This is a genomic window from Plantactinospora sonchi (genome assembly GCF_036422035.1).
Classification (GTDB): domain Bacteria; phylum Actinomycetota; class Actinomycetes; order Mycobacteriales; family Micromonosporaceae; genus Plantactinospora; species Plantactinospora sonchi.
Genome location: NZ_JAZGQK010000010.1, coordinates 113,774 through 130,750 on the forward strand (window position 1 = coordinate 113,774; position 16,977 = coordinate 130,750).

The following is a 16,977-nucleotide window of genomic DNA, read 5'->3' on the forward strand; positions in this document are numbered from 1 at the left end:
GGCCGCCCGCCGGTCCGGGACGGAAGGTACGCGGAATGAGGTCACGGGCGGAGATCGGGCAACTGATCGAGGCGGTCTGTGCCGACCGGCAGCTGAGCTGCGAGTCGACGGGCGAGTTCTCGTACGCGGTCACGCTGCCCGGTACGCACAAACTGAAGACGATCTGCAACCTGATCGTCGGTGACCACACGTTGCGGGTCGAGGCGTTCGTGATGCGCCAGCCGGACGAGCGGCGCGAGGAGCTCTGGAACTGGCTGCTCCAGCGCAACGCCCGGATGTACGGGGTGGCCTTCTCGGTCGACGCGGTCGGCGACGTCTACCTCACCGGCCGGCTGAGTCTGGCCGGGGTGACCGAGGACGAGCTGGACCGGCTGTTCGGGGCGGTGCTCAACTACGCCGACGAGTCGTTCGACACCATGTTGGAGATCGGGTTCGGTACGGCGATCCGCCGGGAGTGGGAGTGGCGGGTCAAGCGGGGCGAGTCGTTGGCGAACCTCCAGGCGTTCGCGCACCTCTTCGAACGATCCTCTGCGGAAAACTCGGATTTGGACCGTCCCTGACGGGTATGCCCCGGCGGTGCACCGGCGACCTGTGCCGGTGCTCTGCGGCGGTACGCAGCGATGACCGCGCCGCCTGCCGAGGACAGACTGTCAGAGGGAGCGTGAGCAATCATGGCTCAGCGGAACAGTTCCGGTCGCGGCGCAACCGCGACCGCGACGAAGCGCCGGACCACCAGCAGCACGGCCAACATCAACGAGAGCAAGATCGGCATGATGAAGGTCGAGGACATCCGTGGGCAGCTCCGTAAGCGGGGTGTCTCGGGTATCTCCGCGCTGCGGAAGATGGACCTGGTGAAGAGCCTGGTCCGTACCTTGCGGGCGGAGGGCGGCGGCACCTCCCTGCGGAAGGCGGCCGCCAAGAAGGCCCCGGCCAAGAAGGCCACCGCGAAGAAGGCGCCAGCCAAGAAGGCCACCGGGGCGAAGAAGACCGTGTCGGCGGCGAGCAAGCGGACGACGGCGCGGAAGACGGTGTCGGCGGCGAGCAAGCGGACGACGGCACGGAAGACGGTGTCGGCTCCGACCAAGCGGGCGACCGCGAAGAAGGCGCCGGCGAAGAAGGCGACCACCAAGCGGGCCCCGGCGAAGAAGGCGACCGCGAAGAAGGCGCCGGCCAAGAAGGCCACCGCGAAGCGGGCCCCGGCGAAGAAGGCGACCGCGAAGAAGGCGCCGGCCAAGAAGGCCCCGGCGCGGAAGGCGACCGCCGCCGCGACCCGGACGACCGGTACGCGGAAGACGACCACCGCGCCGGTCCGGAAGGCCGCCGGGGCCGGCACCGCGCCGGCCCGGAAGACGACCGGTGCCCGGAAGACGACCGCCCGGAAGAGTACGGCCGCGACCGGTGCCCGGAAGAGCGCGTCGGCGACGAAGCGCACCGGGGCCGGGGGCGGGGCCCAGTCGAAGAGCCTCAAGTACTCCCAGCCGATCACCTCGACCCAGGATCAGCCGGAACGTCCGGGGCGCAGCCTGGTGACCCAGGACCACGATGTCATCCAGCGCTGGGCGGAGGCCCGGATGGCGCAACCGGCGACCATCGAGGGCACCGAGCGTGAAGGTCGGATCGGCGTGCTGACGTTTGACTTCCCGGGTTGGCGGGAAGGCGGAGGACTGAAGCCGGTGAGTTGGGACGAGTGGTTCCACACGTTTGACCTTCGGCGCCTGAATTTCATCTACCAGGAACAGTTGTCCGACGGTCGGCAGAGCAACTTCTTCCGTACCGAATCGCCGGATCGCGAGGACGGATGAGAGCGTGGAGGGCAGGGCCGGGAATGGGAGCACAAGGCTCGGTGTTGTCCTCTACGACGTCGGAAAACAGCTGCTCTCACCCGATGTGACCGGCGAGACAGCGGTCCTGGGTTGTGTGGCTGATCCGGCGACAACTAACGTTATTACGCGCGTCGCGCTCGGAATCGTTCGGGGGAACGGCGGATCGATCAGATTCGTGCACCGGGCGGCGACGCTGGGGGACGGGTGGCGCATGAGCCGTTGGGGGACGGCGCCGCCACCTGTAACCGGCGGTGTGTGCGGGCGGCGTTTACGGGGGTGAGCGTCGCCCGCCGCCGCCGGGCCGTCCGAGAAATTCCCCCGATTTCTTTTCGTCCCGTTCAGTTGCCCGGCACGGGTGCCGGCTGCGGCATTTCGACCGTGAAGGTCTCGGTGTTCCGGGGCACGCCGATGCCCCGCCAGGTGAACGGGACTCCCCGGGCCACGTCGAGGTCCGGAGCGTCCATCAGCTGGAAGTGCACGTGCGGCTCGGTCGAGTTGCCGGAGTTGCCGCAGCGGGCCACGGGTTGTCCGGCCACCACCCGGTCGCCCGCCCTGACCAGCAGCGATCCGCGCCTCAGGTGGGCGTACGCGGCGTAGACGCCGTCGCCGAGGTCGAGGATCAGGTGGTTGCCGAGGATCTGCCCCGGGCCGGCGAGATCCCGCAGGCTCGCCTCGACGACGAGATAGAACAGTGCCGGGTAGGAGTTGCGGCTCAGGTGGTCCCGGTTGCGGTCCACCGCCCTGACCACGGTCGCGTCGGCGACGGCGTACAGCGGGGTGTCGAAGGACGGGAAGTCGCGGTTCCGGCGTACCAGCGGCCACCAGCCGAAGCGGGGACGGGACCCGTCGGCCGGCTCCGCCACCACGTCGATCGCGTACGCCTGCCCGTAGGCGCGTACACCGTGGCTGGGCACCTTGTCGGCGGGGCTGTTCAGTGCCGACCAGCGGCCGGCCACCGGTGCGAGGACCTCGACCGGTCGCGGCGGCTCGGCCGCCTCCAAACCCTTCGGCCTCCGCATGCGGCCCAGCGCGAGCTGCAGGATGATGGCGAGCCCGATCGGCACCCAGCCCCAGAGCCAGGAGATGTCGAGGAAGAACTGCGCCACCAGCAGCGCGAGGAACGCCAGCCAGCAGCACCGGTGCAGGATCATCATCACCTTGAGCACGGGGGGTCTCCCTTCCGGTGGTCAGGGCCGGGCGGCGGCCAGGGCCACGAGCAGCGGCACCACACGTCCGGGCGGAACCTCGTAGCGGCCCCGGGCCGGGCTGTGCAGCCAGCCGGCGGCGGCCAGTTGCCGCAGGTGGTGGTACGCCTGCCCGGTGGTGCCCAGTCCGTCCAGTTCGGTGAGTTCGGCGACGGTACGACGGCCGCCGAGGATCTCGCGGAGCAGCCGCATCCGCACCGGGTGACCGAGCGCGGCGAACGACTCCGCCGCCTCCGACCAGTCGAGCTCGTTGAGGACGGTCTCGGTGACCAGTCCGTACTGCCAGTCGTAGCGCTCGTGGGTGGGGAGCCGGACGGTGCCGGTGAAGAGCACTCCGCCCTGGTCGGCGCCGAGTTCGGCGAGTTGGCTCTTCAGCCCTTCCAGGGCCCAGAAGTCCTGGTCCGGGCGGCGGCCGGCGCGGTCCGGCGCCCCGGGCTCGGCCCGTTGCTCGATCGCCGCGAGCCGGCGTTCCAGCTCGGCGACCCGCGTGTCGAGCTGGTGTTCCAGCTCGGCGACCCGTTCCTCCAACCCCATGTATCGAAGATTACGTAATTACGTAATCATCGTCAATGTCGATCCGGGAAGACCCGGGTACGAGGGCTTCAGGCGTTTGCCGGTGCGGCGTCCGGGGTCCGCTGCCCGCCGGTGGTCCGGGGCGCGGCCGCCTCGACGTACGCCGACTCGTGGGCCCGCAGGTCGCCGGACCGGCGCTCCCGGGCCGGACCGGAGACGAGGTGGGCGACGGCGGCCACGGCGGCGATCCCCGCGCAGCCGAACCAGAGCGTCGAGTTGCCGAACTGCTCCCGGACGAAACCGCCGGCCACCGGCGCTCCGAAGGCCGCCACCGACCAGGAGAGCGAGAAGAGCCCCTGGTAGCGGCCGCGCAGCGTGGACGGCGACAGCTCGGCGATCAGCGTCGAGTTGGACGGGGAGTTCAGCATCTCGCCGAGGGTCCAGATCACCACGGTGAGCGCGTAGAACCACGCCCCGTCGGCGAAGGCGGTCAGCCCGAAGCCGAGCCCGACCAGGACCGCGGCCAGCGCCAGTACGTTCGAGCGACCGCGCCCCGCGATCAGCCGGGGGATGAAGAGCTGGCCGACGACGATCAGCACCCCGTTAACCGCGATCACCGTGCCGTAGGTCGACGGCGACAGCCCGTCCTGCCCCATCGCGATCGGCAGCATCGAGGTGTGCTGCATGAAGATCAGTGCGAGCAGCACGTTCACCATCACGAAGCCGACGAACACCCGGTCGGTCAGGGCGACCCGCAACCCGCCCCGGTGCGGCGCGGCGCCGTCCGGCTGGTTGGCGCCGGGGCGGACGTCCCGGCGCTGCCGGGTCTCGCCGACCTTCAGGAAGATGATGGCGGCGGTGCCGAGCGTGGTCGCCGCGTCGACCACGAAGAGCAGCAGGTAGCTCGCCTCGGCGGCCAGCCCGGCCAGGACCGCCGCGGAGGCGAAGCCCAGGTTGATCGCCCAGTAGTTGAGGGTGAAGGCGCGCAGCCGGTCGGTTTGCGGCACGACGTCGATCATCATCGCGCCGAAGGCCGGCCGGGCTCCCTCGGCGAAGACGCCGAGCAGCAGTGCCCCGAGGGCGACCAGCCACAGCGGCCGGGCCAGCCCGAGTGCCAGCATCATGGTGGCCGCCCCGAGGTGGGCGGTGAGCAGGGTGGGCCGCCGTCCCCAGCGGTCGGCCAGGACACCGCCGGTCAGCGTGCCGACCGCGCCGCCGGCACCCCAGAGGCCGAGCACCACACCCGTCTCGAACTCGGAGAAGCCCCGCACCTGGGTCAGGTAGATGGCCAGGAAGATCACGACGAAGGAGCCGAGGCGGTTGACCAGGGTGCCGGCCCAGAGATACCAGAACGTCCTCGGTAATCCGCCCGTCGTGTCCCGGAACCAGTTCTGGACCGTCCGCACCTGGTGCCCCCCGTACCGCGTAATGACCTTGAGCACTTGAGTGCCTTACGAAGCTTGCCAAGGCCACTGGCGCTGGTCACCCGGTTTTCCACGTGTCGGTCGTCACCCAGGGTCGCCGCATGTCGCACCGGCCGGTCCGGCAGGATGAAGGCCATGAGTAGGAGCACGAGGACTGGGCCGGAGGGCGCACCGGTGGCGGGCGAGGGTGCCACGGTGGGCACGTTGGTGCTGCTCCGGCACGGCGAGAGCGACTGGAACGCGAAGAACCTCTTCACTGGCTGGGTCGACGTGGACCTGACGGCCAAGGGCGAGGCCGAAGCCCGGCGCGGCGGCGAACTGCTGCGCGAACACAACCTGCTGCCCGACGTGATGCACACCAGCGTGCTGCGCCGGGCGATCCGTACCGGCGAACTGGCGCTCAACGCCGCCGACCGGCACTGGATCGCGGTCCGCCGCTCCTGGCGGCTCAACGAGCGGCACTACGGCGCCCTGCAGGGCAAGAACAAGAAGCAGACCCTCGACGAGTACGGCGAGGAGCAGTTCATGCTCTGGCGCCGGTCGTACGACACCCCGCCGCCGCCGATCGCCGACGGCGACGAGTGGTCCCAGGCCGGGGACCCGCGCTACGCCCTGCTCCCGCCCGAGCTGATGCCCCGGACGGAGTGCCTCAAGGACGTGGTCGACCGGATGCTGCCGTACTGGTACGACTCGATCGTGCCGGACATCCTCGCCGGCCGGACGGTCCTGGTCGCCGCGCACGGCAACTCGCTGCGCGCACTGGTCAAGCACCTCGACGACGTCTCCGACGAGGCGATCGCCAAGCTGAACATCCCGACCGGCATCCCGCTGCGGTACGACCTCGACGCGTCGCTGCGTCCGCTGGTCACCGGCGGGGCGTACCTCGACCCGGAGGCGGCCAGGGAGGCCGCCGCGGCGGTCGCCAACCAGGGCCGCTGACCCTTGTAAGGAAGGGCCCCTTGTTATCGCTTTCTGTATAACAAGGGGCCCTTCCTGACACCTCAGACGGTTTCGCCGGTCACCAGGTAGACGACCCGGCGGCCGGCGTTCACCGCGTGGTCGGCGTACCGCTCGTAGAAGCGGCCGAGCAGGGTCGCGTCGATCGCGGTCTCCACCCCGTACGGCCACTCGTCGTCGAGCAGGATCCCGAAGAGCTGCCGGTGCAGCTCGTCCATGGCGTCGTCGTCCTGCTCCAGTTCGGCGGCGAGGGTGGCGTCGGGCTTGGAGAGCACCTTGCCGATCTTGTTGGCGATCCGGTCCGCCACGCCGGACATCTCGGTGAAGACCCCGCGCAGTTCGGCCGGTACGGCCGGCGACGGGTGCCGGCGGACCGCCGTCTTCGCCACGTGGTCGGCGAGGTCACCCATCCGCTCCAGGTCGGCGGCGACGTGCAGGGCGGTGATCAGGGCGCGCAGGTCGGAGGCGACCGGCGCCTGCCGGGCCAGCAGGTCGCAGACCCGCTCCTCGACCTGCCGGAAGATCGAGTCGATCTCCGCGTCCCGGGCGATCACCCCCTCGGCGGCCCTCCGGTCGGCGGTGAGCAGTGCCTTGGTTGCCTGGCGCATCGCCACCTGGATGGCCTCCGCCATGTCGACCAGGAGCTGGCTCACGATGTTCAGATCGATCCGGAATTCGTCGCGCATGATCACGTCCTGCTGGTCAGTTCGCCGCGTGGCGACCGGCGTACCACCGGCCGGGCCGGCGGGTGGGCCGGTCCGGCGGGGCACGGATGAACGATTGGTCCCGACAAAGGTAGGGCGATGCGGCGGCTCCGAGGTGAACATCGGTGAACGGCACTCGGCCGGACGGTGAACATTCGCGGATGGCCGCGTGATTCGCCCAATTTTGCCTGGTCGATAGGTTAACGATGACCCTACGATCGCCGCGTGGACTGGGGGGTGGTGGCGGGCGTCGTCGGAGGACTCGGGCTCGGCCTGTTCTTCGGCCCGTTCCGGCACCGGCTCAACAGGCGGATCCGGTCCCACGACACCGGAGTGCTCCGGTCCCGACCCGACGCCCTCCGGCAGGTCGGTCCTGCGGGCGACACACGTAACAGGAGGCCGGCGATAGGCAACGAGGAGCAGGCCGGCGGGCTGTCCGGTCTCGGCCGGAAGAGCCTTGACTCGCTGCGGGTCGGCGTTGTCGTCCTGGACGCCCAGGATGTCCCGGTGCTGGTCAATCCGGCCGCCCGGGCGATGGGGCTGCTCCGGGTCGGCGCCACCCCGGGTACGGTCGCCGCGCATCCGATCATCCGCACCCTGGCCGGCCAGGTACGCCGTACCGGCGTACGCCGCGAGGTGGAACTGGACCTGCCCCGGGGCCGCGACGGGGGCATGCAGGACCCGCTCGGCGTGCACCTGCGGGCGATGGGGCTCGGCTCCGGCTATGTCGCTGTCGAGGCGGCCGACGTGACCGAGTCGCACCGGGTCGCCCGGGTACGCCGGGACTTCGTGGCCAACGTCAGCCACGAGCTGAAGACCCCGATCGGCGCGCTGCAACTGCTCGCCGAGGCGTTGCTGGACGCCACCGACCAGACCGCCGGAAACGGCGCACTGGACCCGTCGGAGGACATGGCGGCGGCCCGCCGGTTCGCCGAGCGGATCCAACACGAGTCGACCCGGCTCGGCAAGCTCGTCAACGAGCTGCTCGAACTGACCCGGCTGCAGGGCGCCGAGCCGCTGCCCGACCCCGACCCGGTCGCCCTGGACTGGGTGATGGCCGAGGTGCTGGACCGGACCCGGACCGCCGCCAGCGCCCGGGGCATCACCGTGGTCGTCGACGGCGAGCGGGACCTGACCGTCTACGGCAGCGACGGACAGATCGCCACCGCGGTCAGCAACCTGGTGGAGAACGCGATCGCCTACTCCGGCGAGCGTACGGAGGTCAGCGTCGCGGTACGCCGTAGCGAGGACCACATCGAGATCGCCGTCACCGACCAGGGCATCGGCATCGCCCCCGACGACGTGGGCCGGATCTTCGAACGCTTCTACCGGGCCGACCAGGCCCGGTCGCGGCAGACCGGCGGCACCGGGCTCGGCCTGGCGATCGTGAAACACATCGCCACCAACCATGGCGGTCGGGTCGAGGTGTCCAGCACTCTTGGTGGTGGCTCCACGTTCACCCTGCGGCTGCCGGCCCGTCCACCGGACGCCTTCCTGCCGCCAGCCCCGTCAGTTGAGATCGAGACCGATCCGGTCGGATAGTCCGACGTACGGATCGACAGAGAGAGGAAAGTCCGTGGCCCGGGTACTCGTGGTCGAGGATGAGGAGTCGTTTTCCGACGCCCTCTCCTACCTGCTGCGCAAGGAGGGATTCGAGGTCTCGGCCGCGGCGACCGGCACCGACGCGTTGACCGAGTTCGACCGTACCGGCGCGGACATCGTGCTGCTCGACCTGATGCTGCCGGAGATGTCCGGTACCGAGGTGTGCCGTCAGCTCCGCCAGCGTTCCCAGGTGCCGATCATCATGGTCACCGCCCGGGACAGCGAGATCGACAAGGTGGTCGGGCTGGAGATCGGCGCCGACGACTACGTCACGAAGCCGTACTCGCCGCGTGAGCTGGTCGCCCGGGTCCGGGCCGTACTCCGGCGGCGGGGCAACGAGGCCGTCGAGGTCAGCACCCCGACCCTGGCCGCCGGCCCGGTCCGGATGGACATCGAACGGCACGTGGTGACCGTCGACGGCGCGCCGGTGCAGCTGCCGCTGAAGGAGTTCGAGCTGCTGGAGCTGCTGCTCCGCAACGCCGGGCGGGTGCTCACCCGGGGTCAGCTGATCGACCGGGTCTGGGGTGCCGACTACGTCGGGGACACCAAGACCCTGGACGTGCACGTGAAGCGGCTGCGTTCGAAGGTCGAGCCGGAGCCGTCCGCGCCGAGGTTCATCGTCACCGTCCGCGGTCTCGGCTACAAGTTCGAGCCGTAGGCCGCACGCCACTGTCGCCGGCTGTCGGCCCGCCCGATGGCCCGCGTAGGCCGTCGGGCGGTCGTAGGCCCGCCGAGTGGCCGTCGGCCCCGCCGCGTGGCCGGCCCGTCGGGGTGGCCGCGACCCGCCGGGCGGTCGTGGGCCGGGCTGCCGGCCCGCTGGTCGGACCGGGGGTCAGTGGCCGGAGCCGGCGCTGCGCTGTGCGGCGGGTCGGCCGGCGGCGGCGGCCTTCGGGCTGGCCGGCTCCCGGCCGCCCTCCTCGCGGTGCGTGGTCACCGGCTCGGCCTCGGCCGTCGCCGGGTGCGTCGCGACCAGGCCGCGCCGGGCCCGCTCCCCGCAGATCTCGGCGAGTTTCGCGTACGCGGCCTTGCCGACCAACGCGGTCAGCTCCGGCTCGTACGAGACGTACATCGGGTCGGTGCCGACGTGTGCCTCCGGCGACGACGTGCACCACCAGTCGAGGTCGTGCCCGCCCGCGCCCCAGCCCCGCCGGTCGAACTCGCCCAGTGTGGAGACCAGCACCTTCGTCCCGTCCGGACGCTTCACCCAGTCCTGGTCCCGACGGACCGGCAGCTGCCAACAGACGTCCGGCTTGTACTCCAGTGGGTGCACCCCGTCCCGCAGCGCCTGGGCGTGCAGTGCGCAGCCGCCGCCGCCGGGGAAGTCGGCGTCGTTGAGGAACACACAGGGGGCGTCCTCGGCCCGGGTCGCCGTACGCCGGGCCGGCGACTCGCCGTCGACCGAGTCCATCTCGGTGTAGTTCTTGAAGCCACGCCGGTAGTGCTGCCAGGTCTGCGGGGTGAGCCGCTTCACCGCCGCCCGGACCCGCTTCTCGTCGTCCGCGTCGGTGAAGAAGGCGCCGTGCGAGCAGCAACCGTCGGCGGCACGGCCGGCGATGATGCCGTGGCAGGCCTGGCCGAACACACACGTCCAGCGGGACAGGAGCCAGGTCAGGTCGGCGCGGATCAGGTGCTCGGGATCGGCCGGGTCGGGGAACTCGATCCACTCCCGAGGGAAGTCCAGGGGGACCTCCCGGCTGCGCGGGTCGGCGGGGTCGTCGACGATGATCCGGAGCTGGTTGCGTGCTGCCACCTGGTCAGCGTACGCCCGCGACCCGCTTCCGACCTGCGTCTAGGGTGCAACTCATGCGACTCGGCGTACTAGATGTCGGCTCCAACACGGTGCACCTGTTGGTGGTCGACGCCCACCGGGGGGCCCACCCCTGGCCGGCCCATTCGGAAAAGGCGGTGCTCCGGCTCGCCGAACAGATCGGCCGGGACGGGGCGCTGAGCAGAGAAGGAGCGGACGCGCTGGTGGCAGCGGTGAACGAGGCGAAGATGTCGGCGGTCCGGCTGACCGCCGACGACGTACTGGCCTTCGCGACCTCGGCGGTCCGGGACGCCACCAACGCGCCGGAGGTGCTGGCCCGGGTCCGGAAGGAGACCGGCGTACGCCTCGAGGTGCTCTCCGGTGCCGACGAGGCCCGGATGACCTTCCTCGCCGTACGGCGGTGGTTCGGCTGGTCGGCGGGGCGACTGCTGGTGCTGGACATCGGTGGCGGCTCGCTGGAGATGGCGGCCGGGATCGACGAGGTGCCGGAGTTCGCCCTCTCGCTGCCGCTCGGCGCCGGTCGGCTGACCCGGGAATGGCTGGGGGTCGGGCCGGACAGCGGGGCGACCCCGTCCACCCAGACGGTCACCGCCCTGGAGGAGTACGTGCAGAGCGTGCTCGGCCCGGTGATCGACGACATGGCGGGGATCGAGTGGGACCGGGTCGCCGCGACCAGCAAGACCTTCCGGACCCTGGCCCGGCTGGCCGGGGCGGCGCCGTCGGCGGCCGGGCTCTGGGCACGGCGCAGCCTCACCCAGACCGGCCTGCGCCAGGTGATCGGCTTCATCCGGCACATTCCGCCGAACAAGCTGGCCGAGTTGGAGGGGGTCAGCGCCCGCCGGGCCCACCAGTTGCTGGCCGGGGCGATCGTCGCCGAGGCGGTGATGCGGCGGCTCGGGGTGGAGACCGTGGACATCTGCCCGTGGGCGCTGCGGGAGGGTGTCATCCTGCGCCGGCTGGACCAGCTGGAGCCGGCCTCCTGACCGCCGGCGGATTCTTCGGTGACCGCGTTGAACTGCTGCTTCGGGACATGATGGCCGATATGCGGCGACTCGTCCCGGGTGGTACGGGCCAGAGCGGGCTACCCTGAAGTACGTGACCACCCGCGTACTGCTGTCCAGCTCCTCGGTCTTTCCCGAGCCGACGGCGGCCGCCTTCGAACTGGCGGCGGCGCTCGGCTACGACGGCGTCGAGGTGATGGTCTGGACCGACGCGGTCAGCCAGGACGCCGGGGCGCTGCGCGGGCTGGCGAAGCACTACGGCGTGCCGGTGCTCTCGGTGCACTCGCCCTGCCTGCTGGTCACCCAGCGGGTCTGGAGTTCCGACCCGTGGGAGCGGCTGCGTCGCTCGGCGATCCTGGCCGAGTCCCTGGAGGCGCCGACCGTGGTCGTGCATCCGCCGTTCACCTGGCAGCGCGACTACGCCCGGTCGTTCGTCGACGGGCTGGACAGGCTGGCGGCCGGGCACACCGGCGTCCGGTTCGCGGTGGAGAACATGTACCCGGTCCGGATGGCCGGTCGGAAGTTCGTGCCGTACCAGCCGGGCTGGGATCCGACCGACACCGGCTACGACGCCTACACCCTGGACATCTCGCACTGCGCCGCCGCCCAGACCGACGTGTTGGCGATGGCCGACCGGATGGGGAGCGGGCTGGCCCACGTACACCTGGGGGACGGCACCGGCGAGGGCCGGGACGAGCACCTGGTGCCCGGCCGGGGCACCCAGCCCTGCGGTGAGCTGCTCGCCTCGCTGGCCGGACGCGGCTTCACCGGCTCGGTCGCCCTGGAGGTCTCCACCCGGCGGGCCCGCAGCCGCGCCGACCGGGAGGAGGATCTGCGGGCGGCGCTGGCGTACGCCCGCGAGCACCTGGCCGCCGGCAGCCCGGCCCCGCTCGACGCGCACACCGTGGGCTGACAGTCCCTAGAATCGGCCGATGGTCATCGATTCCGGACGACGTCGGGCCGGTCGCTCTCCCTGGTACGCCCTGATCGTCACCACCCTCGTCGGTACGGCGCTGGTCGGGCTGATGCTGATCCTACCGGTCTCGGCTCGGCTGGGTGAGCACGAGGGGAAGGTGGGCTGCGGGAGCGTGCTGCGTCCCAGGATCGACCCGCGGCTGTACGCCGACGGCTCCCGGGAACGGATCGTCCGGCACTGTGCCGACGCGCGGGCCGACCGGCTGAACCGGACGCTCTGGATGCTTCCGGCGCTGCTGCTGGTGGTGACCTCCGTGGCCGCCGTGACGGCGATCCGGGGCCGCCGACGGCCGCTCGTCGCCGACCGGCCGGACGATTCCCGGCTGACGACGTCTCAGCCGAAAGGTCCGGGGCCGGTCCCCGGTGCCCGGTTCCGCTGGACGCATCTGCCACCCGACCGGGGTGCCGGGGGGTGACCCGCGCCCGCCACCGCGTCAGCCGACGGTGCAGGGGACGCCGTTGAGGGTGACGTCGTTGGGCGGGGCGTCCAGGGTGCCGGCGCTCAGGTGGAGCGCCACCGGCACGGACTCGCCGACGCTGAACTGGTCGCTCCAGCCGGACCACCAGAGCACCACGTCCCGGTCGTACTGTGCCCAGTTGTACCCGGCGTCCCAGAGCCGCTGGCCGCCGCTGAAGCGGAACCGGGACGACCAGGCCGGCAGGGCGACCGGGCCGGTGTTGGTGATCCACAGGGTCGGCGGTTGACCGGCGGCCGCCGGCTGGAACGTGACCCGACAGTCGGCGGTGGGGTCGCTGGCGATCCGCTGGCGGACGGTCGGCGAGGGCGCGGAGACGTTGCCGGAGACGTCCCGGGCGACCACGTGCAGGTCGTAGCTGAGGTCCGGGATCAGGTTGGTGACCTGGGTGGAGGTCCGGTCGTCGGCGCCGACGACGGTGGTGTGCCCGATGCCCTCCGCGCGGGCGTGGACCAGGTAGGTCGGCGCCGAGGCGTTGTCGGTGGAGGGAACCCAGGTCAGTCCGAGGCTGCTGCCGGTGATCTCGGTGACCACCGGGGCACCCGGCGCGGTCGGCGGTTCCGACTCCTGGGGCGCCGGGTCGGTGCGGAAGGTCACCGGGGCCGAGAAGCCGCTCTGGTCGCGGCCGTCGGAGGCACGGACGACCCAGGTGTACGTGGTGTCCGGGGTCAGCCCGGTGAACCGGTACGACGGCACGGGCGTGTTGTTGTGGAAGCCGGTGTCGTCGGGGCGCTGGTACCAAATCTCGTACCCGGTGACGCCGGTGTCGTCGGTGGAGGGTCGCCAGGTGAGCAGGGCCGAGGTTTCGGTGACCTGGGTGGCGACCGGGGGACCCGGCACCGTCGGCGGGGTGGTGTCGGCGGCGGTGCCGGCCGGGACGGTGCCGGCCATGGTGAGCACCGCCGCCAGGAGGGTACGGATCGCCATCTGAGCCTCCGGTGATCCCCGAGTGATTGACAGAAGTCGATTATCCATGTCCGGTCGGCAACCGGCACCGCCGTTTCCCGGACGGGTCGCCGGGTAACCGCCATCTGCTCCGCTCGCGGACGGAGAGCCGATCAGGTCGCCGGGTGACCGCGACCTGCTCCGCCGGACGGAGCCGGTCCGTGGTCGAGAACCAGACGTTCGGGACGGGAGGGGTGTGGGTGGGTCATCGCGGCGACAGGGAGGAGGACATCCCGGCGTTCTTCGCCAGGGTCGCCCGGTGTGGCGTCGAGCCCCGACTCAACGGCGTCACCGGCGGGATCCGGTTCGAGGTGACCGAAGGACGGGACTACCGGCAGCGCGACGGTGAGGACATCGAGTACTGGCTCGTCACGTTCGACGACGGTCGGATCGACGCCCGAGCGGGGCAACACCCCGCCGACACGGTCGTGCAGGTCGGCCGGCCGATTCTCCTCGACATGATCAACGGCCGGATGACGCTGGTCGAGGCCTGGACCGGGCAGCGGCTCGTGGTGTACGGGACGCCGGCCAAGTTCCTCCAGTTCTGGCTGATCCCCAACCTCGTCGCCGGCGCCCCCGACGCCGATCACCCCCGTGAGTTCGTGCGGAGGCACCGGCGATGAGCTCCGACGCGGTACGCATCCTCGACGGCAACATGTTCCTGGTCAGTGCCGCCAACGGCGACATCGAACCGTCGCGGTCGTTCCCGACCGGCCTGTTCACGCTCGACATCCGGCACCTCTCCACCTGGATCCTCACCATCGACGGCGAACCGCTCACCATGCTGTCGGTGGACCAGCCGCACTACTTCGAGGCGACGTTCTTCCTGGTGCCCGGTGAGCCGACGCTCTACGTGGAGTCCGAGGTGTCGGTCATCCGCCAGCGCGATATCACCCGCAGCATGTGCGAGTGGCTGACCGTGCTGAACCACGGCGTCGACCCGGTCGATCTGACGATCCGGGTCGAAGCCGGCTGCGACTTCGCCGACCTCTTCGAGGTGAAGAACGTCGAACCGAAGCTGGGGGACTGCTCCACCGAGGTCGGTGTCGGCCGGCTGACCTTCCACTACCGGCGCGACATGTACGCCCGTTCCACCGTCATCTCGGCGACCGGTCCGGTGGAGGTCGACGAGAAGGGTTTCACCTTCCGGGTGCACGTCGAGCCGGACGGGCGGTGGACGACCCACCTGCACGTGGAAACCGTCGGTGAGGACGGCCGCGACATCCGGACGATTCTGCAGGGCCAGGCCCGGCGGGAGCGTCCGAAGCTGGTGAGCGAGCTGCAGGCGTGGCTCGACGAGATGCCCGGGCTGGAGTGCGACCACGACGATTTCGAGGTCACCTACCAGCGGAGCCTGGTCGACCTGGCCGCGCTCCGGTTCCGTCCGCTGACCGGACAGGCGGCGTTGACGGATTACGACCCGGAGTACCGGGTGCCGGCCGCCGGCCTGCCCTGGTTCATGAGCGTCTTCGGCCGGGACAGCATCCTGACCTCGTTGCAGACCCTCGCCTACGCGCCACACCTGGCGGCCTCGACGCTGCGGGTGCTGGCCCGGGCGCAGGCGGTGGCGTTGGACAACTTCCGGGACGCCGAGCCGGGGAAGATCCTGCACGAGATCCGGTACGGCACCACCGCGGCCTTCGCCGAGCAGCCGCACACGCCGTACTTCGGCTCGTCGGACTCCACCCCGCTGTTCGTCGTCCTGCTCGACGAGTACGAGGCGTGGACCGGGGACCGGGACCTGGTACGACTGCTGGAGCCGCAGACCCGGGCCGCGCTGGCCTGGATCGACGAGTACGGCGACCTGCTCGGCAACGGCTACGTCAGCTACCAGGCCCGCAACGAGCGGACCGGACTGGTGAACCAGTGCTGGAAGGACTCCCCGAACGCGATCAGCTACCGGGACGGGCGACTGCCCGGCCTGCCCCGCGCCACCTGTGAACTGCAGGGGTACGCGTACGACGCCAAACTGCGTGCCGCCCGGCTGGCCCGCGAGGTGTGGGACGACCCGGCGTACGCGGACGAGCTGGAACGGTCGGCGGAGGAGCTGAAGCAGCGGTTCAACCGGGACTTCTGGATCGCCGACGAGGGCTACTACGCCCTGGCGCTGGGCCCGGACGGCGAACAGGTCGACGCGCTCTCCTCCAACATCGGCCACCTGCTGTGGAGCGGCATCGTCGACGGGGAGAAGGCGGACGCCGTGGTCGGGCACCTGATGGGCCCGCGTCTGCACTCCGGGTGGGGGATCCGCACGCTCGCCGAGCACGAGGGCCGGTACAACCCGATCGGCTACCACACCGGCACGGTGTGGCCGTTCGACAACTCGTTCATCGCCTGGGGCCTGCGCCGGTACGGATACCGGGCGGAGGCGGCCCGGATCGCGCGCGACATCTTCGAGGCGGCGGCGCACTTCGGCGGGCGGCTGCCGGAGGCGTTCGCCGGGTACGACCGGAAGACGACCGACGCCCCGGTCGAATACCCGACCGCCTGCAGTCCGCAGGCGTGGTCGACCGGAGCGCCGCTGTTGCTGCTGCGGATCGTGCTCGGGCTGAACTCGTCCGGCGACGAACTCGCGGTCGACCCCGAGGTGCCGCGTGAGCTGGGCCGGGTGCGGCTGAGCAACATTCCCGGCCGGTGGGGCCGCCGGGACGTGGACTACCGTCCCTGACGTACGGCCCGGCACGTCGGCGAGGCCGGCGGGCGGGCGGTCGCGGCGGTCGCGGACATCCCCGGGGCGACAGGCTCGACATGATCCGTCCAGTGCCGTCGACATTGGTCCGGTTTGCTGGGTCGCGACGCTAGCGGGGCGGGATGAGCACCCGCTCGACCCACGGGGTGCGGCACAGTTCGTCGTCGAGGTCGGATGTGGTGACCTGTGCGACGGCGGCGGCGTCGGCCAACGTGACCCGCAGTCGCGGCTTGACCAGTTCGGGACGGAGCTTCGCGAGTTCCGCGAGCTTGTCGGAATCCAGCCCGTACCGCTTCTGGAACCCCTCGGCGGCCTGGTCGCGGGTTTCCCGTACCACGTCGGTCACCCCGGGGAAGGCCTCCAGCTTCGCCACGACGACCTGCTGCTGCGTCTCGTCGGCACTGTCGGCCAGCGCCACCCAGATCTCGTTCGGCGTGACGCCCTCCAGCGGCGGGAGGTCGGTCACACACTCGCTGACCGCCCCGTCGCCGGGCTTGCCGGGAAAGACCACGTCGTCCACGCCCGGCAGTTGTCCGAGTTCGGTGCGGAGCGGGCTGGCGGCGGCACGGTCGAAGGCGTCCCGGTCACGTACGGTCAGCACCAGGGATTCCGGCAGCGACTCCGGGTTGACCTGGGCGAGCAGTTCCGGCTGGTCCTTGAAGAGTTCCTTGAACCGCTGGTACGCCTGTTCCCGCGTGCTGAGGGTGACCTCCACCGCGCCCGGTACGGCGCGCAACCTCGTCTCGATCGCCTGCTTCTGCTGCTCGGTCACGTCTCCGGCCAGGAACACCGAGATGGCGGGGGCCGGCCCGTCGGCCTTGTCGTCGGAGGTGCAGCCGGCGAGGCCGGTGTCGAGCAGGACCGTCACCAGCACGGCAGAGGCTTTCTTCCACAT

Annotated in this window: 17 protein-coding genes; 10 read left to right on the forward strand and 7 right to left on the reverse strand. The window is 71.0% G+C overall.

Annotated features, from left to right (window positions below):
* Positions 1–35 precede the first annotated feature (35 nt).
* Positions 36–560, forward strand: coding sequence for a type III secretion system chaperone family protein (locus V1633_RS12605; RefSeq protein WP_331214452.1), 525 nt, complete (start codon positions 36–38; stop codon positions 558–560).
* 111 nt (positions 561–671) lie between these two features.
* Positions 672–1,802, forward strand: coding sequence for a hypothetical protein (locus tag V1633_RS12610; RefSeq protein ID WP_331214453.1), 1,131 nt, complete (start codon positions 672–674; stop codon positions 1,800–1,802).
* A gap of 359 nt (positions 1,803–2,161) precedes the next feature.
* On the opposite strand, the gene V1633_RS12615 is transcribed toward V1633_RS12610, so the two are convergent.
* The 3 genes from V1633_RS12615 to V1633_RS12625 form a co-directional block, all read right to left on the reverse strand.
* Complete coding sequence (locus tag V1633_RS12615; RefSeq protein ID WP_331214454.1) at positions 2,162–2,989, reverse strand: M23 family metallopeptidase; 828 nt, start codon at positions 2,987–2,989, stop codon at positions 2,162–2,164.
* A 21-nt stretch (positions 2,990–3,010) separates the two neighbouring features.
* Positions 3,011–3,562, reverse strand: coding sequence for an ArsR/SmtB family transcription factor (locus tag V1633_RS12620; protein WP_331214455.1), 552 nt, complete (start codon positions 3,560–3,562; stop codon positions 3,011–3,013).
* Positions 3,563–3,630: 68 nt separating this feature from the next.
* Complete coding sequence (locus tag V1633_RS12625; RefSeq protein ID WP_331214456.1) at positions 3,631–4,947, reverse strand: MDR family MFS transporter; 1,317 nt, start codon at positions 4,945–4,947, stop codon at positions 3,631–3,633.
* A 153-nt stretch (positions 4,948–5,100) separates the two neighbouring features.
* Here V1633_RS12625 and V1633_RS12630 point away from each other — a divergent pair, with 153 nt between their 5' ends.
* The gene (locus tag V1633_RS12630) at positions 5,101–5,904 is read left to right on the forward strand and encodes a phosphoglyceromutase (protein ID WP_331214457.1); all 804 of its coding nucleotides are present in this window, start codon (positions 5,101–5,103) and stop codon (positions 5,902–5,904) included.
* Between the two features lie 62 nt (positions 5,905–5,966).
* Here V1633_RS12630 and phoU read toward each other — a convergent pair whose 3' ends face one another.
* Positions 5,967–6,608 carry a phosphate signaling complex protein PhoU gene (gene phoU / locus V1633_RS12635; RefSeq protein ID WP_331214458.1) on the reverse strand — a complete coding sequence of 214 codons (642 nt, stop codon included), beginning with the start codon at positions 6,606–6,608 and terminating at the stop codon, positions 5,967–5,969.
* A gap of 243 nt (positions 6,609–6,851) precedes the next feature.
* Here phoU and V1633_RS12640 point away from each other — a divergent pair, with 243 nt between their 5' ends.
* Both V1633_RS12640 and V1633_RS12645 read left to right on the forward strand, forming a co-directional pair.
* Complete coding sequence (locus V1633_RS12640; RefSeq protein ID WP_331214459.1) at positions 6,852–8,168, forward strand: sensor histidine kinase; 1,317 nt, start codon at positions 6,852–6,854, stop codon at positions 8,166–8,168.
* Positions 8,169–8,202: 34 nt separating this feature from the next.
* On the forward strand, positions 8,203–8,886 hold the full coding sequence (locus tag V1633_RS12645) for a response regulator transcription factor (protein ID WP_331214460.1): 684 nt from the start codon (positions 8,203–8,205) through the stop codon (positions 8,884–8,886).
* Between the two features lie 174 nt (positions 8,887–9,060).
* Here the strand turns inward: V1633_RS12645 and V1633_RS12650 are convergent, their stop codons facing one another.
* Entirely contained in the window at positions 9,061–9,954 is an 894-nt protein-coding gene (locus V1633_RS12650; RefSeq protein WP_407952004.1) for a hypothetical protein, read from the reverse strand.
* Positions 9,955–10,031: 77 nt separating this feature from the next.
* Between V1633_RS12650 and V1633_RS12655 the strand changes: the two genes are divergently transcribed.
* The 3 genes from V1633_RS12655 (at position 10,032) to V1633_RS12665 (ending at position 12,388) form a co-directional block, all read left to right on the forward strand.
* Entirely contained in the window at positions 10,032–10,979 is a 948-nt protein-coding gene (locus V1633_RS12655; protein WP_331214462.1) for a Ppx/GppA phosphatase family protein, read from the forward strand.
* Positions 10,980–11,091: 112 nt separating this feature from the next.
* The gene (locus V1633_RS12660) at positions 11,092–11,910 is read left to right on the forward strand and encodes a sugar phosphate isomerase/epimerase family protein (protein WP_331214463.1); all 819 of its coding nucleotides are present in this window, start codon (positions 11,092–11,094) and stop codon (positions 11,908–11,910) included.
* Positions 11,911–11,929: 19 nt separating this feature from the next.
* On the forward strand, positions 11,930–12,388 hold the full coding sequence (locus V1633_RS12665) for a hypothetical protein (protein WP_331214464.1): 459 nt from the start codon (positions 11,930–11,932) through the stop codon (positions 12,386–12,388).
* A gap of 18 nt (positions 12,389–12,406) precedes the next feature.
* Here the strand turns inward: V1633_RS12665 and V1633_RS12670 are convergent, their stop codons facing one another.
* A complete protein-coding gene (locus V1633_RS12670; RefSeq protein ID WP_331214465.1) occupies positions 12,407–13,375 on the reverse strand; it encodes a fibronectin type III domain-containing protein in 969 nt (322 codons plus the stop codon).
* A gap of 179 nt (positions 13,376–13,554) precedes the next feature.
* On the opposite strand from V1633_RS12670, the gene V1633_RS12675 reads away from it, so the two are divergent.
* Together V1633_RS12675 and V1633_RS12680 are read left to right on the forward strand one after the other, a co-directional pair.
* Positions 13,555–14,016, forward strand: coding sequence for an SCP2 sterol-binding domain-containing protein (locus tag V1633_RS12675; RefSeq protein ID WP_331214466.1), 462 nt, complete (start codon positions 13,555–13,557; stop codon positions 14,014–14,016).
* On the forward strand, positions 14,013–16,061 hold the full coding sequence (locus V1633_RS12680; protein WP_331214467.1) for an amylo-alpha-1,6-glucosidase: 2,049 nt from the start codon (positions 14,013–14,015) through the stop codon (positions 16,059–16,061). Before V1633_RS12675 ends, V1633_RS12680 begins: the two co-directional genes overlap by 4 nt.
* A 130-nt stretch (positions 16,062–16,191) precedes the next feature.
* Here the strand turns inward: V1633_RS12680 and V1633_RS12685 are convergent, their stop codons facing one another.
* Entirely contained in the window at positions 16,192–16,977 is a 786-nt protein-coding gene (locus V1633_RS12685; RefSeq protein WP_331214468.1) for a permease-like cell division protein FtsX, read from the reverse strand.

Excerpts from the sequence above, each read along its gene's own strand:
- V1633_RS12670 (WP_331214465.1), bottom strand. The coding sequence starts at position 13,375 with ATGGCGATCCGTACCCTCCTGGCGGCGGTGCTCACCATGGCCGGCACC.
- V1633_RS12665 (WP_331214464.1), top strand. The coding sequence starts at position 11,930 with ATGGTCATCGATTCCGGACGACGTCGGGCCGGTCGCTCTCCCTGGTAC.
- V1633_RS12620 (WP_331214455.1), bottom strand. The coding sequence starts at position 3,562 with ATGGGGTTGGAGGAACGGGTCGCCGAGCTGGAACACCAGCTCGACACG.
- V1633_RS12630 (WP_331214457.1), top strand. The coding sequence starts at position 5,101 with ATGAGTAGGAGCACGAGGACTGGGCCGGAGGGCGCACCGGTGGCGGGC.
- V1633_RS12680 (WP_331214467.1), top strand. The coding sequence starts at position 14,013 with ATGAGCTCCGACGCGGTACGCATCCTCGACGGCAACATGTTCCTGGTC.
- V1633_RS12605 (WP_331214452.1), top strand. The coding sequence starts at position 36 with ATGAGGTCACGGGCGGAGATCGGGCAACTGATCGAGGCGGTCTGTGCC.
- phoU (WP_331214458.1), bottom strand. The coding sequence starts at position 6,608 with ATGCGCGACGAATTCCGGATCGATCTGAACATCGTGAGCCAGCTCCTG.
- V1633_RS12610 (WP_331214453.1), top strand. The coding sequence starts at position 672 with ATGGCTCAGCGGAACAGTTCCGGTCGCGGCGCAACCGCGACCGCGACG.
- V1633_RS12655 (WP_331214462.1), top strand. The coding sequence starts at position 10,032 with ATGCGACTCGGCGTACTAGATGTCGGCTCCAACACGGTGCACCTGTTG.
- V1633_RS12685 (WP_331214468.1), bottom strand. The coding sequence starts at position 16,977 with ATGTGGAAGAAAGCCTCTGCCGTGCTGGTGACGGTCCTGCTCGACACC.